Genomic DNA, 17850 nt, shown 5'->3' with positions numbered 1-17850 from the left:
GGTCCAGACTGAATGGTTGCACCATGGCGCGCCCCCTAAAAAGAAAGAGAAGTCCGAGGATGCGCGACCGGCCAGCGTCAAGGGTAGGAAAAGGAAGAGTTCGCGCGTCAGGCGGCAAGCGCCAGGCTGCGGCCCGCACCGCGACCTCGCACCGGCCGCACGAAGTCCGGATGAAAGGAGCGCTTGCTGCCATCGGCGAACTGGATGTCCACGGCGAGTGCATCCGCGGTCACCACCTGCCCGATGCCATAGCGCTTGACGCGCACCGAGGCCTGCGGGACGAAGATGGGCGCAGTGGCCTTCGAGGGCTCCGCGGCCGCGCGCTCGCCGACCGGCTCGCTCGATTGCGCCTCGTGCAGGGCAATGCGCCGGCAGTTGTCGCAGGTGGTGCAGCGCTCGGCCGGCGCCTTGCCTTCGAGGTGGGCGAGCAACAGTTGCCAGCGGCACACGCCGGCCTGCGCGTAGAAGACCATGCCCTCCAGCGCGGCCTGGTCCTGCTCCCGTTTCGTACGGTAACTCTCCAGCATGGCGTGCATCGCCTCGGCGCCTACCGCGGGCCGCAGCAGCCTGAGGCTTCCATCGACGCCCTGCCCCACGATGCGGCGCTGCTTCAGCAAGGCCAGCGCCACCTGTACCTTGCCGCGCGGCGCTTCCACCGCCGCTTGCAGGGTGGGCAAGGTCCAGGCGGATGCATCCGGCGGTCCGGCGCGCAAGGCGGCGTAGACGCTGTCGAGTTCCTTCGCATCCGGGTACCGGCCGGCCATGAAGAACTGCTGCACCGCCTTGTCGCGCCGCAGGTAGAGCAGGATGCAGTCGGCCGGTTCGCCGTCGCGGCCGGCGCGGCCCGATTCCTGGTAGTAGCTGTCGAGCCCGCCCGGCATCTGGTAGTGCACGACGAAGCGAATGTCCTGCTTGTCGATGCCCATGCCGAAGGCGTTGGTGGCCACCATCACGCGCACGGTGCCGGCCATGAAGGCGTCTTGCGCCGCATGTCGCTCCATGGCGTTGCGACCGCCGTGGTAGATCGCGACCGACTCGCCGGCCGCGTGGAGCGCGTCATGCACTTCCTCGGCCGCCTTGATGGTGGCCGCATAGACGATACCGCTGCCTTCGAACTGCTTCATCAGTGCCCGCAGGCGCTCGCGCTTGTGCGCTTCGCTCGTCAATTGCTCGACGGCATAACGCAGGTTGGGCCGGAAGGTGCCGGTGTCCAGCAGGCCGGCGCGCGGAATGCCCAGGCGGGCCATCACGTCGCGGGCCACTGCATCGCCGGCCGTGGCCGTGAGCGCGAGCACCGTCGGCTTCCCGAGGGCCTGCCACGCGGTCTCGATCTCGAGGAACGCGGGGCGGAAATCATGTCCCCATTGGGAGATGCAATGCGCCTCGTCGACCACCAGCAAGGCGTTGGGGCCGGTCTGCAGCAGCGCGATGAAGTCCTTGTCCGCAAGGCGCTCGGGCGTGGTCAGCACGATCCTGGCGGTCCCGTCGGCAATGGCGCGCTCTGCCGCCTCGATCTCCGCCGCGGTGCACTGGCTGTTGAGCTGCACGGCCGCAACGCCGCAGGCCTGGAGCTTTTCGCACTGGTCCTTCATCAAGGCGATGAGGGGAGAGACGACAACCGTTCGGCCATCGAGCAGCATGGCCGGCAACTGGTAGCACAGCGACTTGCCCGCGCCCGTGGGCATCACGGCCAGCGTGGAGCGGCCATCGAGGATTCGCGCGATCACTTCCTGCTGGCCAGGACGCAGCCGTCGCAGGCCGAAGACCTTGCGCAGCACGCGCTGGACGGCCTTGGGGTCATCCGATGCCCGCGCGGGCCGCGGCTCAGGCTTCGCCATCGTCTTCTTCGTCATCGTCTTCGGAGGCAGCGAGTTCTTCCACCGACACTGCAGCCGGGTCATCGATGGACACGGCCACCTCCATCGCGTCCTGCGGCACGGTGCCGATCCGGTCGGGCAGGATGTCCGCATCGGTGTCCGGTGGGAGGGCTTCGGCCGAAGCACGCTCCCCGGTGCCGCCTGCGTCGCTGCTGCTGTCGTGAGAAATCGGGAAGGCGCCCTCCGAGCCCTCATCGGGCAAGGCCGAATGATTGCGCTCGGTCTGGATGTCGCTGCCGCTGTCGCTGGTGTCACTGGGGCCGAGTGCATCGACGTCGGTGCCGGCCGGATGCGTGGCGGCGTGCTCGCCGCCGAGGATGCTGCTGTTGCCCATGAGGTCTCCTGGTTGGGGACCATCTTGGTTCGGCACCCGCCAGGCAGCGTGGGAGGCGCGGGGGCTCTCGCGTCGGACACCACCGCATCGGCTCAGATGGCAAGCTTCAATCCATCAACTTGTCCAGCGTGATCGGCAACGCACGCACGCGCTTCCCGCAGGCATTGAAGACCGCATTGGCCACCGCGGCGCCCACGCCCGTGATGCCGATCTCGCCAACGCCACGAGCGCCCATCGGCGAATGCGGATCGGGGATGTCGGTCCAGATCACATCGATCTCCGGCACGTCCATGTGCACCGGCACGTGGTACTCGGCCAGGCTGGGATTCATGATGCGGCCGTTGCGCTCGTCGAATTGCGTCTCTTCCATCAGCGCCAAGCCCAGTCCCATCACGATGCCCCCGCGGAACTGGCTTGCCGCCGTCTTGGCATTGAGGATGCGGCCGCAGTCGAAGGAGCCGAGGAAGCGGCTCACACGCGTCTCGCCGGTCACCTCGTTCACCCGCACTTCGCAGAACATGGCGCCGTGCGAGTGCATGGACCAACGCTGCGTTTCGAGCGGCGCAGGCGCGCTGGCTTCCACGGCCAGCTCATCCTGCCCAGCTCGCGCGAGGATGGCCGTGTAGCTTTCGAAGCGCGCCGCGTCGTCCAGCTTCCCGAGTCCGCCATCGCGCCCGACCACATCGTCTGCCTTCAGCCCATGCAGCGGCGACTCCTTGCCGACCAGCTTCAGCAACGCAGCGAAAAGCGCCTGTTGCGCCGCCATCACGGCAGCGCCGATCGCGGCCGTCTGCTGCGAACCACCGGCCAGCACGACCCCCGGGAATCGCGAATCCCCGTGGCAGAAGCGGACCTTCTCCATCGGCAGGCCGAGCCGCTCGGCTGCCACTTGCGTCTGCGCCGTCGCGGTGCCCATGCCCATCTCATGTGCCGCGACCTCGACCTTCGCATGGCCGTCCCGGGTGAGCGTGATGCGGGCCGCGCCGCCCGGCATGCGGTAGTACGGATAGGTGGCCGTCGCGCAGCCCATGCCGACCAGCCACTCGCCCTCGCGGCGCGCGCCGGGCTCGGCGTTGCGCAGGTTCCAACCGAAGCGCTCGGCACCGGCGCGGTATGCCTCCACGATGTGTCGTGACGAGAATGGTGCTCCCGTGGTCGGATCCTTCCCGGGCTCGTTGCGGATGCGAAGCTCGATCGGGTCCATCTTCATGAGGTGGGCCAGTTCGTCAATGGCGCTTTCCAGCGCGAAGGTGCCCACCGACTCTCCCGGCGCGCGCATGAAGGTGTTGGCCAGCATGTCGAGGGTGGCCACCTCCACGTCGAGCTTGAATGTGCCCGCCGCATAGGCCGAGCGGGCCGGAAGGATGAAGGGCTCAGGCAGGTTGTTGTGCGCGGTCATCGCGACCACGCCGGTGTGGATGAGTGCGTCGAAGCGGCCATCGGCCTGCGCGCCGAGCGCCACGCGCTGCTCGGTGAGGGTGCGGCCACCGACGACGCGGTAGACGCCCTCGCGGCTCAGCATGATCCGCACAGGCCGGCCGGCCAGCTTCGACGCCGCCGCCGCGAGGACATGGTGCCCCCACAGCGTCTTGCTGCCGAAGCCGCCGCCGACGAAGGGCGAGGTCACATGGACCTGCTTCTCGTCCAGCCCGAAGACTTGCGCCATCGACCAGGCCATGTGCGAGACGGCCTGCGAGGCATCGTGGATGGTGAGCTCATCGCCTTTCCAGGCCAGCGTGGCCGCATGCAACTCGATCGCGTTGTGGCTGTGGCGCGGGGTGTGATAGACGGCGTCCACCCGATGCGGTGCCGCCGCAAGCGCCGCTTCCGCATTGCCGATCTCCAGCTTCAGCGGCTCGCCCATGAATACGCCGGGCTTCGTCCCCTTCGCCCTCGCCGCGGCGAACGAGGTCGTCGACTCCTCGGCTTCATACGTGACACGGACCAGCGCCGCCGCCTGATCCGCCGCCTCCTGCGTCTCGCCGAGCACGACGGCGATCGGTTGCCCATTCCAGTGAACGCGGTCGTCCTGCATGATCGGCAGATCGTCACCGCCGGCCGCCTTGCTCGAGGACATGAAGAGCGGCATGGGCTTCATGCGCGGCGCGTTCTGGTAGGTCATGACGAGCACCACGCCGGGCACGGCCTCTGCCGCGCCGGTGTCGAGCATGGCGATGCGACCCTTGGGCACCGTGCTGAACACCAGGGCGGCATAGACCATGCCTTCCATCGGGAACTCGGCCGCAAAGCGCGCCTCGCCCCGCACCTTGAGCGGGCCGTCGACACGCGAGACCGGCGCACCGATCAGGCCCTGCTGGCGCGCAATCAGCGGGTCGGGCTTGCCACCGGGCATCCATGCATCCGGTGCAATGGCAATGGCCTTCTTCATGACCGCCTGGACGGCCTCCTTGATGATGCTCATGACTTCCCCCCCGCCAGTTCGGCAAGCACGGCGGCAATCGTGCGCTTCGCCAGTTCGACCTTGAATCCGTTGTCGCGCAGAGGCTTGGCGTCGGCCAGTTCCGCCTCCGCCGCGGCCCTGAAACTTTCTGCGGTGGCCGCCTGCCCTCGAAGCGCCGCTTCCGCCTTCCATGCGCGCCAGGGCTTGTGCGCGACGCCGCCAAGGGCGATACGCACATCCTTGACCGTGTGGCCATCGAGTTCCATCGCAGCGGCGACGGACACCAACGCGAAGGCATAGCTCGACCGGTCCCGCACCTTGCGGTAGGTCGAGCGCGCACTGAACGCCAGCGCCGGCAATTCGACTGCCGTGATGAGTTCCCCGGGTTCGAGCCACGTCTCGATTTCAGGACGGTCTTCCGGCAGGCGATGCAGTTCCACCAGCGGCAACGCGCGCTTCCCGCGCGAGCCCTGCAGATGCACCACCGCGTCGAGCGCAACGAGCGCCACGCACATGTCGGAAGGATGCGTCGCGACGCAACTCGGCGAGGCGCCCAGGATGGCATGCATCCGGTTGAAGCCTTCCACCGCATCGCAGCCCTGGCCGGGGCTGCGCTTGTTGCATCGCGAGCCCTCGTCGTCGTAGAAGTAGGCGCAACGGGTGCGCTGGAGGATGTTGCCACCGACCGTCGCCATGTTCCTGATCTGGGCCGACGCCCCCGCCGTGATCGCCCGGGCCAGCACCGGATAACGCGTGCGTACCGCACGATGCGAGGCGAGCGCCGTGTTGCGCGTGGCGCCGCCGATCAGCAGGCTGCCGTCAGGGCGTTGCTCTATCTCCGCCGACAAGCCCGTGACATCGATCAGCGCGCCCGGGCACTCGATCGACTCGCGCATCAGGTCCACGAGGTTGGTTCCGCCGCCCAGGTATCGGGCGCCTGGCTCGCTCCCGAGGCGCAGCGCATCGCCCGCGTCCTGCGCACGCGTGTAGGTGAACGGCATCATGGCCGGGTCTCCGCGCAAGTCTCGGCGATGGCCCAGACGATGCCGTTGTAGGCGCCGCAACGGCACAGGTTGCCGCTCATGCGTTCTCGCAATTCATCGTGACTCAGCGCGATCGATTCCGCCGAGAGGTCCACGGTCACGTGGCTGGGAACGCCTCGCCTCCATTCGTCGGCCATTCCGACGGCCGAGCAGATCTGGCCCGGCGTGCAGTAGCCGCACTGGAATCCATCGTGCGCGACAAACGCCTCCTGCAGGGGGTGCAGTCCGCCTTGGGGCGCGAGCCCTTCGATGGTGGTCACGGCCCGCCCTTCGCACTGCACGGCCAGCGTCAGGCACGAGAGCACGCGCTCGCCGTCCACCAGCACGGTGCATGCGCCGCATGCCCCCTGGTTGCAGCCCTTCTTGGCGCCGTAGAGATGGAGGTGCTCGCGCAGGAAATCGAGCAGCGAAACCCGCGGATCACCGGGCGACTCTGCCGGTGACCCATTGATGGCGATGGTCATGGAACTGCCTCGTGGGGTGTGAGGTGGAGCAAACAGCTGCCGCAACGTTGCGTGACGCTGCGATCAGCTTCCGAGTTCACTTCTTAGCACGACGGCAGGCGGTGCGCCGTCATCCTTTTTCCCCAACTGCATGGGAGGGCGGCCATCGTCGTTCGACGCCTGCCCCCGAGCACGGGACGCGCCTCACGCGCAACGTCAAAAGACATTCCTGCACTCAAACAGGGTGCTGCCTACATCGCAGTGCTGCGAGTGCCGACGGGTTGCGCGCCAAGCATGGGCCAGCCTTCGGGACCCCACCACAGGCACGTCCCGACCCAAGGCACTTCCAACATGATCGGCATCGTCATCCCCGCCCACAACGAGCAGGACACCATCGTCGCCTGCCTGGCAGCCGCGAAGGTGGCGGCCTCCGATCCCAACCTGCGGGGCGAAGCGGTGGAACTGATCGTCGTGCTGGACAGTTGTACCGACACCACCGGCTTGCTGGCCGCGCGCCAGGGTGCAGCCACGGTGTCGGTGCGGGCGCGCAACGTGGGCGTCGCGCGCGCCGTGGGGGCCGAAGCCTTGCTTGCGCTGGGCGCCCGCTGGCTGGCCTTCACCGATGCGGACTCCTGTGTCTCGCCGCAGTGGCTGGCCGAGCAGCTCGCGCTGGATGCCGACGCGGTCTGCGGAACCGTCGCGGTCGACGACTGGTCGCCGCACGGCGCGGATGCCGAACGAGCGCGCTGGCATTTTGCGCAGACCTACGCCGACCAGGACGACCACCGCCATGTGCACGGTGCCAACCTCGGTGTGTCTGCCTGGGCCTACCGCCGGGCGGGAGGCTTCAGGCACCTGGATTGCAGCGAGGACGTGGCCTTCGTGAATGCGCTCGAAGCGTGTGGTGCGCGCATTGCCTGGAGCGCCAGGCCTCGCGTGACCACCAGTGCCCGGCGTTCAGGTCGCGTGATTGGCGGATTCGCCGATGCGCTGGTCAATGCCATGGCACAGGGCCTTGCGGCAGCGGCTGGCGTGGCGTCCACAGGCCAAGCGCTGGCCTGACGATCGCTCATCCGTTCAGCGGATGCCTTCGCGCTCGGCCACCGAGCGCCGGTCGCGCGACCACACCTGCAAGAGGAAGTCGCGCTCGGCATGTGCGACGAGGCGCGGCAGCCCGATCTCGGCCAGCGTCGCATGGACGCGCAACGTGGACTGCGCACGTTCGCTGAAGTCCGGCCGCCAGTCGCAAGCGACCAGCGTGCCGTCCGGTGCGAGTGTTGCAGCGCAGAGGGCCGCCACCTGTTGCAGCGCACCCGGGTCCAGGAAGTAGCCGATCTCGCTGAGTACGATCAGGTCGAAGGGCGCCTCCGCAGCCGGCCAGTCGACCGGCAAGTTCTGCACCTCGACACGCACGTTCGCGAGCCCTTCCGTGCGGCGTCGCGCGGCCGCCACCGCCTTTGGAGAGAAGTCGCTCGCCAGCACGGCATCGCAGCGCCGCGCCAGTTCCACCGTGAGTTCGGCGGCGCCGCAACCCGGCTCGTACGCGTTCCTGAACCGCTCACGTGGCAAGCTCGCAAGCAGGATGGCGCGCTTGCGCTGCTCGTACCAGCGATCGCGCAGTCCGTAGGGGTCTTCCGTGGCGTCGTAGAGGCCCTCGAAGTAGTCCTTGCGCTCCTCACTCATGTGAAGAAGACCTCGAAGGGGCGACGCGCACGCGCCACCGTGCTGGCACGCAGGATCGGCTCCGCGCCGGTGCTGTCGTCCGGCTGAAGCTGGCTCTGGAAGGCCAGGGTGGCGCGAATCTTTCGCGGCAATGCGTTCGCGCACAGTTGCAGGCGACATGCTCCCGCCCACGGCATTCGTGGATCGCCGGGTACGGCCCAGTGCCACGCCCACACCGGCACCTCGACCAATGTAGCCCCCGCCTGCCGGGTCGCGTGGGCGCAGGCATGGCCGGCCGCTTCGTGGTCCGGATGGCCATCGAGGCGCCACGTCGTGAACACGACATCGCCCGGCCGCAACAGGCTCAGAAGCTTGTCTTCGAGCACGGGCCGCATCTCCGACAGACGCCCGTCCGGCAGGGCCAGGCGCAAGGGAGGTTGCAGCAAACCGAGCAGCGCCAACGCGCGCTGGCTTTCGAGCGCACGCACGCGCCCCAGGTCCGCGGGCGTCCATGCGCTCGATCCGGGATGGCTTGCCGTGCCATCGGTCACTGCGATGACGCAGACTTCCCGGTCGCTTTCGGCGAGTTGGGCCAGCAGCCCGCCCACCGAAAGCACTTCGTCATCAGGGTGCGGTGCCACGACCACGGCACGTGCGCCATCGGGAACGAGCACTTCGGCCGTGACAGACGGCAGACGCGCTGCATGGAGCCACGGCAACCAGTCGCGCTCCGGCGTGCCGTCGCCCTCGACGATCAGGCGATCCCTGTCCATCACAACTCCCATGGACACGGGCCGGGCTGGACCACGCGCTGGCCCAGCGCCGCAAGGTCGCGTTCTGCATGACTCTGGCGCATGAAGACCGGCAGGTCGGCCATGGCCCTTGCAAACCTGGCGTTGCGGCACAGCGGACCGGCGCCAAGCGCACGGCCCGCATGGCGCATCACCTTCTCGGCGGCGGCCTCGACGGAGAGCCGGGTACGCAATGCCAAGGACTCGGCATTGGCGCGAGGATCCGCATCGATGGCTGCGGCCGCCTCGCGCAGCAGCGCGGCCGCGCCGGCCATGGCCACATCGATGGCGCCCAGGTGCGCGAGCCGGTGCGGATCGCGGCTCGTCGCCGTCAGTTCTCGAGCCATCTCCGAAATGCCCAGCGCGCCGCCGAACCAGCACGCTGCGATTCCCGCGCCGCCATGCCAGAAGCCGGGCCGCCGCGTGTAGTCGCCGGGCGATCCGACGAGCACGCCATGCGCATCGTCGAACTGGACGTCCACGCTGTGCGAAGCCGCCATGCCCACGGCCTGCCAGCCGGCCTGCGTGACATGCACGCCCGGCCGCCGGATCGCGACCGCGGCGAGGCAGGGCTCGCCGGCTTCGTTCCAGCCGCTGACCACGGCATGGGTCACGCTCGCCGCGCCCGAGCACCAGGCCTTGGTTCCACGGATCCGGATCCCGTTCCCCTTGCCCTGCGGAACGAACGCCAGGCGTGCGCCCGGCGGCTCGGCGCACCAGGTGCCCCAGAGCGAATGGTCCGGCGGCGCGGGCCCGTCGAGTTCATGCAGGATGGCCAGCGCGTCGGTGTGCCCTTCGAACAGCTTCACGAGGGAGAGATCGTGCGCGGCCACCGCGGCAAGCCGGCGCCATCGCTGCAGTGTCTGGCCGCTGCCGGGCATCGGCAATCTGTCGAGGCCCATGGCAACCAGCGGCGCCAGCGTCAGTCCTTCGCCATGCTCGCGCTGAAGCCGGACCAGGTCGTCGCCGGTGCCGGCCACATCGGGGGCCTTGTCTCGAAACCGGGGCGGAATTGATTGCATCCATGGACCTTAGGCGGCGGGTCCTGTGCGTCTTGTCGGTTCACGGGGGGTGTGAGTTGTAGGAACGGCCGCCGCGATCGCCTGGTCCCCAACCCGAACCAGTTCTTCGTCTTCGCCTTTGACGACCGCGACCTGCCGCGCTACCAGGCCGCAGCGCATGAACGACGACCGCGAGCGCGACAAGGATCGCGACCGCGACGACGAGGACTGACAGCCTATCGGACCTTGACGCTCAAGGCATCGGCCAGGGCTTCGAGGCTGTATGGCTTCAGCAGCAGCCGGAACTCCGCATTGCCCATCCCGGCGGCCGCTCCGGCATATCCGGTCGTCAGCACGACGGGCAAGCCCGGGCGCCGCCGCCTGATCTCCCGGGCGAGCTCGAGTCCGCTGACGCTGCCCGCCATCATCACGTCCGAGAACACGATGTCGATGCTTCGCGCATTGGCCAGCGCGCCCAGCGCAGCGTCCGAGCTTGCCGCGTGGATGACGTTGAACCCGAGGTGAATCAGCATTTCGCGCGTGAGTGCCGCGACTTCCGCGTCATCCTCGACGAGAAGCAACTGACGACCAAGCCCCCCATCGCCGTGAAGCGGGGGCGCGAAGCTGGTGCCGACCGGCGCGACCGGTGTCCGCAGCGAGCGGGGCAACAGCAGGGTCACGGTGGTGCCCGCCTCCATCCGGCTGTCGATCCTGATCTGACCGCCGGATTGCTGCGCGAAGCCGTAGACCTGCGGCAGCCCCAATCCTGATCCCTTGCCGACCTCCTTGGTCGTGAAGAAGGGCTCGAACACGCGCTCCAGGACTTCGGTCGGCATGCCGCTCCCCGTGTCGGCAACGGATAGCTCGACATATTCGGCCTGTGTACCGTCACCGGCCGCCTTCATCACGTTCCTTGCCTGGAGGGTGATGACGCCGCCCTGGGGCATCGCGTCCCGGGCGTTGGCGAAGAGGTTCAACATCGACAGTTCGAACTCCCCCGCATCGATCTCGACCGGCCACAGTTCGCTCGTGAAGACCAACTCGACGCGGATGCCGCCTCGCAGCGAATGCTCCAGCATTTCACGCATGCCTTGCAGATGGAGTGCCAGGTCGATCGGCTCCGGATTGATGGCCTGCCGGCGCGTGAACGCCAGCAACTGATGCGTCAGTCCGGTGCCCCGTGTCAGGGCGCGGCGCATGGTGGCATGGACGCGCTCGCGCTGCTGCGCCGTCATGTCGCGCTCCAGGATCTGCAAGCCGTTCGCGAACACGGCCAGCAGGTTGTTGAAGTCGTGTGCCACGCCGCCGGTCAGCCGCCCGAGCGACTCCAGCTTCTGCGATTGGCGAAGCGCCTCCTCGGTCTTCCTCAGGCGCTCCTGATCGAGGATGCGCGCGGTCACGTCGTAGACGAACTGGTACGCACCGATGCGCACGCCGGTGCTTTCGCGCAAGGTGTTGTAGCGCATCTCGTAGAAGCGGCGCTCCCGCCGCGGATCGCCGAATTCGCCGATCTCCACGAACTCCTCGCCGCCCAGCGCACGGCTCCACACGGCCTTGACGGCGGCCTGCTGCTCGGGCTGCGAAGCCAGCAGTTCCAGCATGCTGTCGCCGACCTTGGGCCGAACGCCGAAGATGTGCTCGAACTCGTCCGCCGCAGCCTTGTTGATGGCCAGCCATCGGTAGTCGAGATCGGCCACCTGCACGAAGGCCTCGGTGCCTTCGACGATATCGGCCAGCAGCTTGCGCTGTGCCAGGGCTTCGCTGACCCGACGCTCCAGCGTCTCGTTGAGGTCTCGCAGCGCGCGCTCGGCCAGCACCCTGCGCGTCGTTTCCGAGACCGCGCAGAACATCCCGGCGACCTTGCCGCTCTCGTCGCGAACCGGCGAATAGGAGAAGGTGAACCACGTCTGCTCGTCATAGCCCTTGCGATTCATCACGAGCGGCAGGTCCTCGCGATAGATCGACTCGCCGCTCATCGCGGCATCGATCAGCGGACTGATGTCCGCCCAGATCTCCGACCAGATGTCTTGGAAGCGATTGCCCAGTGCGCCCGGGTGCTTGGCACCGAGGATTTCGGCATACGAGTCGTTGTAGAGGAAGCCGAGTTCCTCGCCCCACGCGACGAACATGGGGAAGCGCGATTGCAGCAGGAGCCCGACGACCGTGCGCAAGGGATGCGGCCAGGTCTCCGGCGGACCGAGCGGCGACTTCGACCAGTCCTGCGAACGCATCAATGCACCGACGCCACCGCCTCCGTCCAGGAACTCGGCGGCAGGGCTTCTCGCTGGCAAACCTGAATCTGACATCATGGTTCTTCATCGCCGTCGCACGAAAGTACGCAACGATCAGGTCAACACTCCCGGTTCGAAGCGAGACCTTTTTCCATCGTCTCCGCGACAGCTTGGTCACCCTCCAGCCGGGGGCTACCCGGCATCAGGCACAAATGTATACGACTGTGTTGACACACCCGACGGATGCCTCCCACCGAGCCGTCAGGCAAGCAGGAGCGGCATGCCGGGATCGCCCTTCTGCATGGCACGCTGGTAGGCCTCGCGCGCTGCGATGCGTTGCAGGTACGCCAGGATGTTCGGATACGGCGTGAGGTCACAGGGCATGAAGTAGCGCATCGTCGTCAGGGAGAAGACGGTCATGATGTCCGCGGCCGTGAACTCCTTGCCAGCCAGGAACGGTACCTCGCCGAGCCGTTTGTCGATCAGCGCGAAGGCGCTTGCAAGGCGTCCACTCAGCCGAACGGCCATCGGGTTGTCTTTCGGCACATCCAGCCGCCTCAGGACCATGTTGCGGCCCATGTTCGGCTGGAAGTTTCCATTGGCGTAGTGCCACCAGAAGATGAAGTCGGCGTAGTCCGGATGGTCCGGGCCGAGCATCAGTCGGCCGTTGCCATGCTTCGCGATGATGTACTCGATGATCGCACCGGACTCCGCAAGAAGAAGCTCGCCATCGCTGATCACGGGCGCGGTGCCGAGCGGGTGCAGGCCGACGAGTTCAGGCGGTGCCAGCGAGGTGACCGGGTCCCGCACGTAGTGCTTGATTTCGTAGCTCAGGCCGAGCTCCTCGCAAAGCCAGACGATGCGTTCCGATTGCGACTTGCCGAGATGGTGGACGGTCAGCACTTTGATTCCTTGAAGGTAGGGGCCCGATCATCATCGCAGGCTGGTCAACGCTGAGCCTTGCCGGCACCCGCGGCGGAACCTGCGGCAGACTTCTTCTGGCGAACCGGCGGGGCCGGCACGTCAGCGGACCGCGCTGCGCCGCCCTCCTCCTCGATACCGACGAAACGCAGTGCGAGGCGCACGAGCGCGTCCTCCACGTCCTTCCGGCCGGCCGGCTCCTCTTCCCTGGCCACGTACGCGCGCAACACGCCCGAGATGGCATAGGTCAGCACGAAGGCATCCGCAGGCCCCATCGGGCGCAGCTTGCCGCCGGGGCCCTGCACGCCTCCCGCGGCCAGCAGCGACGAGATGCTCTCGTAGAGGGGGTTGAGGCGCGAAGTCCTGCCACGGCCCAGGCCGTACTCCAGCAGCAGACGGTGGACGCGGGGTCTTCCCCCATAGGCGCCGAGTACCGCGCGCATCACCCGGCGAATGCGTTCGCCGGGTCCTCCCGCCGGCTCCAGTCCGGTCAGCGATGCCAGGGCCTTCGCGGCCAGTTCATCGACCTCTTTCTGGGCCAGGGCGTCCAGGATGGCAGCCTTGTCGTCGAAGTACTGGTAGAGGGTGCCGATGCTCACGCCGGCCTTCTCGGCCACGGCGTTGGTCGTCAGTGCCTGGAGGTCGCCCTTGTCCAGGAGACGCATGGCCGCCTCCAGGATGAGTTCGACCTTGAGCTGCGCGCGGGCCTGCTGCGGGTTGCGCCGTGCGATCGGCGCGGGTTCCGGGATTGCTTTCCTGGTCACGTTTTTCGAGATGGCTGGAGGTTCGGACAACTCATCTGAGTGTTGCTCATGTTGCTTGATGCCGAGGGTGTTGGCAAGCGCGTTGCGGCCGCGAGTACGCACGTCACGTTCTCGGCCAGCCCTGGCATCAGCCGCGAAGCGCTTGCAGCCAACTGGCGAAGGGGTTGCCGCTTCCGACCGGCGCGCGCCCTGCCCCTTCGGCGTCTATCGCCACTCCCTCCGAGACCGGCGCGTGCGCCAGCGCTTCCCGCGGGCTGTAGCCGTACTGGGACCGGAAGGCGCGGCTGAAGTTGGACGCGTCCTTGAAGCCGCATTCGATGGCGGCGCGCTTGAGGTGAACGCGCCGCCTCGCCCCCGTCAGGAGCGCATGTGCGCGCGCCAGCCTGCGTTCCCGGATGAAGGTGGCCGGGCCGCCCACGGCCTCCAGCGTTCGAAACAGCGTCGATCGCGACATGCAAAACGCCTCGCCCAGTTGCGCGGGCGACAGGTCCGGATCGGACAGGTGCTCGTCGATGAAGTGCCCGATGCGCCGCACCAGCAACTGACGGGAATGCGGCGCCAACGGCAGCGAGGCACTGATCGGCAGCAGCGCCACGGCCATCATGTGCAAGGCGGCGATGCTCAATACGCGCGCTTCGCAGGCGCACAAATCGTCGATGCGCGCAGCCAGTGCGCGCACGAACTTGGCCAGCAGCGTGCCAGACGGTCCGCGTGGCGCCGCGCCATGCCGCGCCGCCGCGGCACGCGCCAACATCTTCGTGAACCCACGCCGCGAGTCCGCGTACTTCGCGCAGGAACACGACGCGTCGAAGCAGCGCCTCGATGGCGCGCACGCCTATCAACTGACCTTCAAGGCTGGCGCGCTGGCGCCGGTGAAAGGCTTCTGGTCCGTGACGCTCCATGACGCGGAGCACTTCTTCGCTCCGAATTCCATGAACCGCTATTCGCTGGGCACGAAGAACAAGGGCCTGGTCTACAACGCGGATGGCTCGCTGACCCTCTACGTCCAGAACACCCCGCCTTCCATCGACAAGCTCGCCAACTGGCTGCCGGCGCCCTCGGGCGAATTCGAGCTGTTCTTGCGCGCGTACTGGCCGCAAGCCGAGATCATGAATCGCACCTGGTCACCGCCGCCGGTGGAGCGCATCAATTGAGCGCATCGCCTCGCGCATGCGAGCAAACCTGAGCGTCGCCGCATTCGCAAGGCACATGGCGACCGCCGCCACACACGCAAGTCCTTGATCCACCCCATCTTTTCGATGGGCACGGTCCACCGGGGAATGCGAGTCGTCAAACCTGAGCATCCTTCATATTATTCCTTCACCCTATCAAACCCTTGGAAACCCCTCAAATGCAACGGAGAACTTTCATGAAGGCCGGCACCAGCATTGCCTCAGCCACCGCCCTGGCCGCAGCCACGACCGCTGGCGCTCAGACCACGAACTCGACACCGCGACCGGACCAGCGCATGGCGCAGAAGTACCGCTTCGACGATCCCAACATGGACCTGTTCTTCATGGCCGCCATGAGCTGGGGCCCGACCGGCGGACTCGACATCGGCCAGGCCTGGTACGTCGCCTCGACCATCACCGATGGTGACGCCGACAGCTGGGTGCAGGCCTTCTCCAGATACGGCGACCTGCAGAACGCGCAAGCCGACACCTGGAAGGCCAAGGGCTGGAAACAGGCCGCGGGCGAAGCGCGTCTCAAGGCCTTTGCGAGCTATCGCTCTGCATGGCAGTTCGCCGCACCAGGCGGCGTCTTCGCAGGCATCTATGCCAAGCACAAGACGGCCTTTGCAACCGCCATGGCGGAGCTTGAAATGCCGGCCTGCTTCTTCGGCGCGCCGTACAAGGGCAAGCAACTGCCGGGCGTGTACCTGCAGAACCCGAAGAAGGACGCATCGGTCGTCGTGGTGATCGGTGGCGCCGACACCTGCTTCGAGGACCTGTTCCTCACCTGCGGTCGCAACCTGCTGAACCGCGGCTATTCGGTGGCGATGGTGGACCTGCCCGGCCAGGGCATCAACCAGGCCAACGGCCTGTACTGGGAAGCGGAGGCGGAGAAGTCGATCGCCTCGGTGATCGACGTCCTGGTCGAGCGATTCAACGCCAAGCCGGGCCGCATCGCGCTGCTCGGCCTCAGCCTGGGCGGCTACTTCGTCGCACGGGCCGCAGGCTACGAGAAGCGCGTTGCGACGGTGATGGCCAGCACGCCCTTCCCCGACCCGGCGGACCTGTTCGCGCTGTCCGTCAAGCATGCGGTGGATTCCGGCAACACCACGCCGCCCACCGAGGCCACGCTGCGCAGCTACCAGTCATCGTTCTGGAAGGCCGGCGCCAAGACGCCGGAGGAATTCGTGTCCCGCACGGCGAACATGAAGGCCGACGCCTCGCTCGTCACCCTGCCCTTCCTGTCGATCCTCGGCGCCGGCGACTCGCCCGTGTTCGCGCGGCAGGCCAAGGCTTGGCACAACGATATCCGTTCGACGCGCAAGTCCTTCGTGCTGCTAGATGCATCCACCGGCGCGGATGGGCATGTGCAGGTCAACAACCGGCTTCGCCTGACGCAGGAATGTGTCGGCTGGCTGGGCGAGATCTTCCAGGGCTGACGCCGGCAGCACAACGTCGGGCGCCGTGGCGCAGTCACCCCGGAGCGTTGCACCGCTCCGGGGTGAACTCGTCAGCCGCTTGCTGCGATCAGGCCAGCGCCTTGCCGAATGTCTCCAGCAGCCGCGCCCAGGCGCGTTCGGCCTGGGCGGCGTCGTAGACCTGCGTATCTGGCGGGCACCAGCCGTGGGCCGCCGGATACACCTCTACCTCGGCTGACAGCTTGGCGGCGTCGAACGCGGTGCGCAGGGCGGTCTTGGCCTCCGGATCCTTGGCGTCGTCGTTCTCGGCCACGGCCACCAGGTAGCGCGCCTGCGTCTGGGCGACCAGGCGATGCGGGCTGTCGGGCGCCGGGGTCACCATCGCGGCGCCATGGAAGCTTCCGACGGCGCCCACGCGGCCGGGCGCCACGGTGGCCGTGCGAACCGCCATCGGCCCGCCCATGCAATAGCCGGTGGTTCCGATCTTGCGCGCCTTGTCCACCTGCGGTTGGGCATCGAGCCAGGCCACGAAGGCTTTCCCATCGCTCAGGTGCATGGCCGGCGTCAGGGCCTGCATCAGCGGCAGCACTTCGGGGATGGGCGTCTTGCCGCCCTGCGCCGCGGTAGGCGCCTTCTTCTGCCGGTAGAAGGGGTTCACCACCAGCACGCTGTAGCCGGACTCGGCCAGGCGCCGCCCCATCTGCCTGAAGGCGGGGCGAAGCCCAAAGATGTCGGGCCACACCAGCACGCCAGGTGCGGCGCCCGCGGAAGGGGCGACAAAGTACGCGTCGCAGGTGCCATCGGGCGTGGTGATGGTCACCTCGCGCTCGGTCACGGCCACTGCATTGGCCACGCTGGGCAATGCCGTCAGCACACCAGCGGATGCGGCCCACGCAGCGAAGTCGCGGCGCGTGTACTTCCCGAGTTCTTCACGGTCATTCAGTTCACACATGGTTGGATCACCTCGTGAGGCTTCAAAGCGGAAGTCAGCTTGTGCCACGAGTCGGCGCGGGGAGCAAGCAGGTTTACCTGCGACGGACCATCCATCCCCGTCCATGTGAAGGCGCCATCATCAAGCAGTCCGCCGCGGACCCGAAGCTCGTGGAGCCCCGGAGTGAAATGTTCCTGCCGGTGTGATGATCGGGACATCACGGCAAAGGAGCGCACCTCATGGACATGCCAGCACATCAACTCTCGATGAGCGTCTTGATGACGCCCGACACCGCCAACTTCTCGGGCAATGTCCACGGCGGCACCATTCTCAAGTTGCTCGACCAGGTCGCCTATGCATGCGCCGCACGTTACGCCGCTTGCTATGTGGTCACGATGTCGGTCGACCAGGTCGTGTTTCGCCAGCCCATCTATGTGGGCGAGCTCGTCACGTTCCTGGCTTCCATCAACCACACGGGGACTTCATCGATGGAGGTGGGCATCAAGGTGGTCGCCGAGAACATCCGGACCCAGGAGGCCCGACATGTCAACTCATGCTTCTTCACGATGGTGGCGGTCGATGAGAACCGAAAGCCCGTCGCCGTGACCCCGCTTCGCCCATTCACGCCGGATGAGAAGCGGCGGCACGCCGAGGCGCTGGACAGGAAGGAATTGCGTCGCGAGATGGACAAGCGCGCCCGCAAGTAGAGACGGTGTCACTCCCGGCTGAAGCCGGGCAAGACAGCCTGGACGATCGCCGCGCGCTGATCAGCCGACGTGCCGTCCTGAGAAGAGCGTTTCTGTCGACGCGCACGTCGCCGTGCGTTGGCGGCCTTTTGCCGGCAACACGACGCAGGCGCAT

General features: G+C 67.3%; 17 protein-coding genes. 4 read left to right on the top strand and 13 right to left on the bottom strand.

Annotated elements, in window-relative coordinates:
* Nucleotides 1-107: 107 nt before the first annotated feature.
* The 5 genes from WKW79_RS23660 to WKW79_RS23640 form a co-directional block, all read right to left on the bottom strand.
* Entirely contained in the window at nt 108-1853 is a 1746-nt protein-coding gene (locus WKW79_RS23660; RefSeq protein WP_340337655.1) for a RecQ family ATP-dependent DNA helicase, read from the bottom strand.
* Nucleotides 1825-2211: a hypothetical protein gene (locus tag WKW79_RS23655; protein WP_340337654.1), complete on the bottom strand. Its 387-nt coding sequence runs from the start codon at nt 2209-2211 to the stop codon at nt 1825-1827. The genes WKW79_RS23660 and WKW79_RS23655 overlap by 29 nt, the downstream gene beginning before the upstream one ends.
* 106 nt (nt 2212-2317) lie before the next feature.
* The gene (locus tag WKW79_RS23650; protein ID WP_340337653.1) at nt 2318-4633 is read right to left on the bottom strand and encodes a xanthine dehydrogenase family protein molybdopterin-binding subunit; all 2316 of its coding nucleotides are present in this window, start codon (nt 4631-4633) and stop codon (nt 2318-2320) included.
* Nucleotides 4630-5616 (bottom strand): FAD binding domain-containing protein, encoded by a 987-nt coding sequence (locus WKW79_RS23645; RefSeq protein ID WP_340337652.1) that lies wholly within the window; start codon nt 5614-5616, stop codon nt 4630-4632. Before WKW79_RS23645 ends, WKW79_RS23650 begins: the two co-directional genes overlap by 4 nt.
* Nucleotides 5613-6119, bottom strand: a complete 507-nt coding sequence (locus WKW79_RS23640; protein ID WP_340337651.1) for a 2Fe-2S iron-sulfur cluster-binding protein — start codon at nt 6117-6119, stop codon at nt 5613-5615. The genes WKW79_RS23645 and WKW79_RS23640 overlap by 4 nt, the downstream gene beginning before the upstream one ends.
* Nucleotides 6120-6449: 330 nt before the next feature.
* Between WKW79_RS23640 and WKW79_RS23635 the strand changes: the two genes are divergently transcribed.
* A complete protein-coding gene (locus WKW79_RS23635; protein ID WP_340337650.1) occupies nt 6450-7160 on the top strand; it encodes a glycosyltransferase family 2 protein in 711 nt (236 codons plus the stop codon).
* 15 nt (nt 7161-7175) lie between these two features.
* Here the strand turns inward: WKW79_RS23635 and WKW79_RS23630 are convergent, their stop codons facing one another.
* The 7 genes from WKW79_RS23630 to WKW79_RS23600 form a co-directional block, all read right to left on the bottom strand.
* Entirely contained in the window at nt 7176-7781 is a 606-nt protein-coding gene (locus tag WKW79_RS23630; RefSeq protein ID WP_340337649.1) for a class I SAM-dependent DNA methyltransferase, read from the bottom strand.
* On the bottom strand, nt 7778-8533 hold the full coding sequence (locus tag WKW79_RS23625) for a PIG-L deacetylase family protein (protein WP_340337648.1): 756 nt from the start codon (nt 8531-8533) through the stop codon (nt 7778-7780). The genes WKW79_RS23630 and WKW79_RS23625 overlap by 4 nt, the downstream gene beginning before the upstream one ends.
* On the bottom strand, nt 8533-9573 hold the full coding sequence (locus WKW79_RS23620) for an acyl-CoA dehydrogenase (protein ID WP_340337647.1): 1041 nt from the start codon (nt 9571-9573) through the stop codon (nt 8533-8535). The genes WKW79_RS23625 and WKW79_RS23620 overlap by 1 nt, the downstream gene beginning before the upstream one ends.
* A 215-nt stretch (nt 9574-9788) precedes the next feature.
* Nucleotides 9789-11843, bottom strand: a complete 2055-nt coding sequence (locus tag WKW79_RS23615) for a PAS domain-containing protein (RefSeq protein ID WP_340337646.1) — start codon at nt 11841-11843, stop codon at nt 9789-9791.
* Nucleotides 11844-12044: 201 nt separating this feature from the next.
* Entirely contained in the window at nt 12045-12686 is a 642-nt protein-coding gene (locus tag WKW79_RS23610; protein WP_340337645.1) for a glutathione S-transferase family protein, read from the bottom strand.
* A gap of 44 nt (nt 12687-12730) precedes the next feature.
* Nucleotides 12731-13468 carry a TetR/AcrR family transcriptional regulator gene (locus WKW79_RS23605; RefSeq protein WP_340337644.1) on the bottom strand — a complete coding sequence of 246 codons (738 nt, stop codon included), beginning with the start codon at nt 13466-13468 and terminating at the stop codon, nt 12731-12733.
* A gap of 127 nt (nt 13469-13595) precedes the next feature.
* Nucleotides 13596-14222 carry a helix-turn-helix transcriptional regulator gene (locus WKW79_RS23600; RefSeq protein WP_340337643.1) on the bottom strand — a complete coding sequence of 209 codons (627 nt, stop codon included), beginning with the start codon at nt 14220-14222 and terminating at the stop codon, nt 13596-13598.
* Nucleotides 14223-14226: 4 nt separating this feature from the next.
* Between WKW79_RS23600 and WKW79_RS23595 the strand changes: the two genes are divergently transcribed.
* On the top strand, nt 14227-14622 hold the full coding sequence (locus tag WKW79_RS23595; RefSeq protein WP_340337642.1) for a DUF1214 domain-containing protein: 396 nt from the start codon (nt 14227-14229) through the stop codon (nt 14620-14622).
* Between the two features lie 197 nt (nt 14623-14819).
* The gene (locus tag WKW79_RS23590; protein WP_340337641.1) at nt 14820-16079 is read left to right on the top strand and encodes an alpha/beta hydrolase family protein; all 1260 of its coding nucleotides are present in this window, start codon (nt 14820-14822) and stop codon (nt 16077-16079) included.
* Nucleotides 16080-16167: 88 nt separating this feature from the next.
* On the opposite strand, the gene WKW79_RS23585 is transcribed toward WKW79_RS23590, so the two are convergent.
* A complete protein-coding gene (locus tag WKW79_RS23585) occupies nt 16168-17010 on the bottom strand; it encodes a dienelactone hydrolase family protein (protein WP_340337640.1) in 843 nt (280 codons plus the stop codon).
* Nucleotides 17011-17228: 218 nt separating this feature from the next.
* Between WKW79_RS23585 and WKW79_RS23580 the strand changes: the two genes are divergently transcribed.
* A complete protein-coding gene (locus WKW79_RS23580; protein WP_340337639.1) occupies nt 17229-17696 on the top strand; it encodes an acyl-CoA thioesterase in 468 nt (155 codons plus the stop codon).
* Nucleotides 17697-17850: the final 154 nt, after the last annotated feature.

This window comes from Variovorax robiniae (genome assembly GCF_037889955.1).
GTDB lineage: Bacteria > Pseudomonadota > Gammaproteobacteria > Burkholderiales > Burkholderiaceae_C > Variovorax > Variovorax robiniae.
This window is presented reverse-complemented; position numbering and strand designations above follow the sequence as displayed.

Coding starts and splice junctions, on each gene's coding strand:
- WKW79_RS23660 (WP_340337655.1), bottom strand. CDS start 1,853: ATGACGAAGAAGACGATGGCGAAGCCTGAGCCGCGGCCCGCGCGGGCA.
- WKW79_RS23655 (WP_340337654.1), bottom strand. CDS start 2,211: ATGGGCAACAGCAGCATCCTCGGCGGCGAGCACGCCGCCACGCATCCG.
- WKW79_RS23650 (WP_340337653.1), bottom strand. CDS start 4,633: ATGAGCATCATCAAGGAGGCCGTCCAGGCGGTCATGAAGAAGGCCATT.
- WKW79_RS23645 (WP_340337652.1), bottom strand. CDS start 5,616: ATGATGCCGTTCACCTACACGCGTGCGCAGGACGCGGGCGATGCGCTG.
- WKW79_RS23640 (WP_340337651.1), bottom strand. CDS start 6,119: ATGACCATCGCCATCAATGGGTCACCGGCAGAGTCGCCCGGTGATCCG.
- WKW79_RS23635 (WP_340337650.1), top strand. CDS start 6,450: ATGATCGGCATCGTCATCCCCGCCCACAACGAGCAGGACACCATCGTC.
- WKW79_RS23630 (WP_340337649.1), bottom strand. CDS start 7,781: ATGAGTGAGGAGCGCAAGGACTACTTCGAGGGCCTCTACGACGCCACG.
- WKW79_RS23625 (WP_340337648.1), bottom strand. CDS start 8,533: ATGGACAGGGATCGCCTGATCGTCGAGGGCGACGGCACGCCGGAGCGC.
- WKW79_RS23620 (WP_340337647.1), bottom strand. CDS start 9,573: ATGCAATCAATTCCGCCCCGGTTTCGAGACAAGGCCCCCGATGTGGCC.
- WKW79_RS23600 (WP_340337643.1), bottom strand. CDS start 14,222: ATGTTGGCGCGTGCCGCGGCGGCGCGGCATGGCGCGGCGCCACGCGGA.
- WKW79_RS23590 (WP_340337641.1), top strand. CDS start 14,820: ATGCAACGGAGAACTTTCATGAAGGCCGGCACCAGCATTGCCTCAGCC.
- WKW79_RS23585 (WP_340337640.1), bottom strand. CDS start 17,010: ATGTGTGAACTGAATGACCGTGAAGAACTCGGGAAGTACACGCGCCGC.
- WKW79_RS23580 (WP_340337639.1), top strand. CDS start 17,229: ATGGACATGCCAGCACATCAACTCTCGATGAGCGTCTTGATGACGCCC.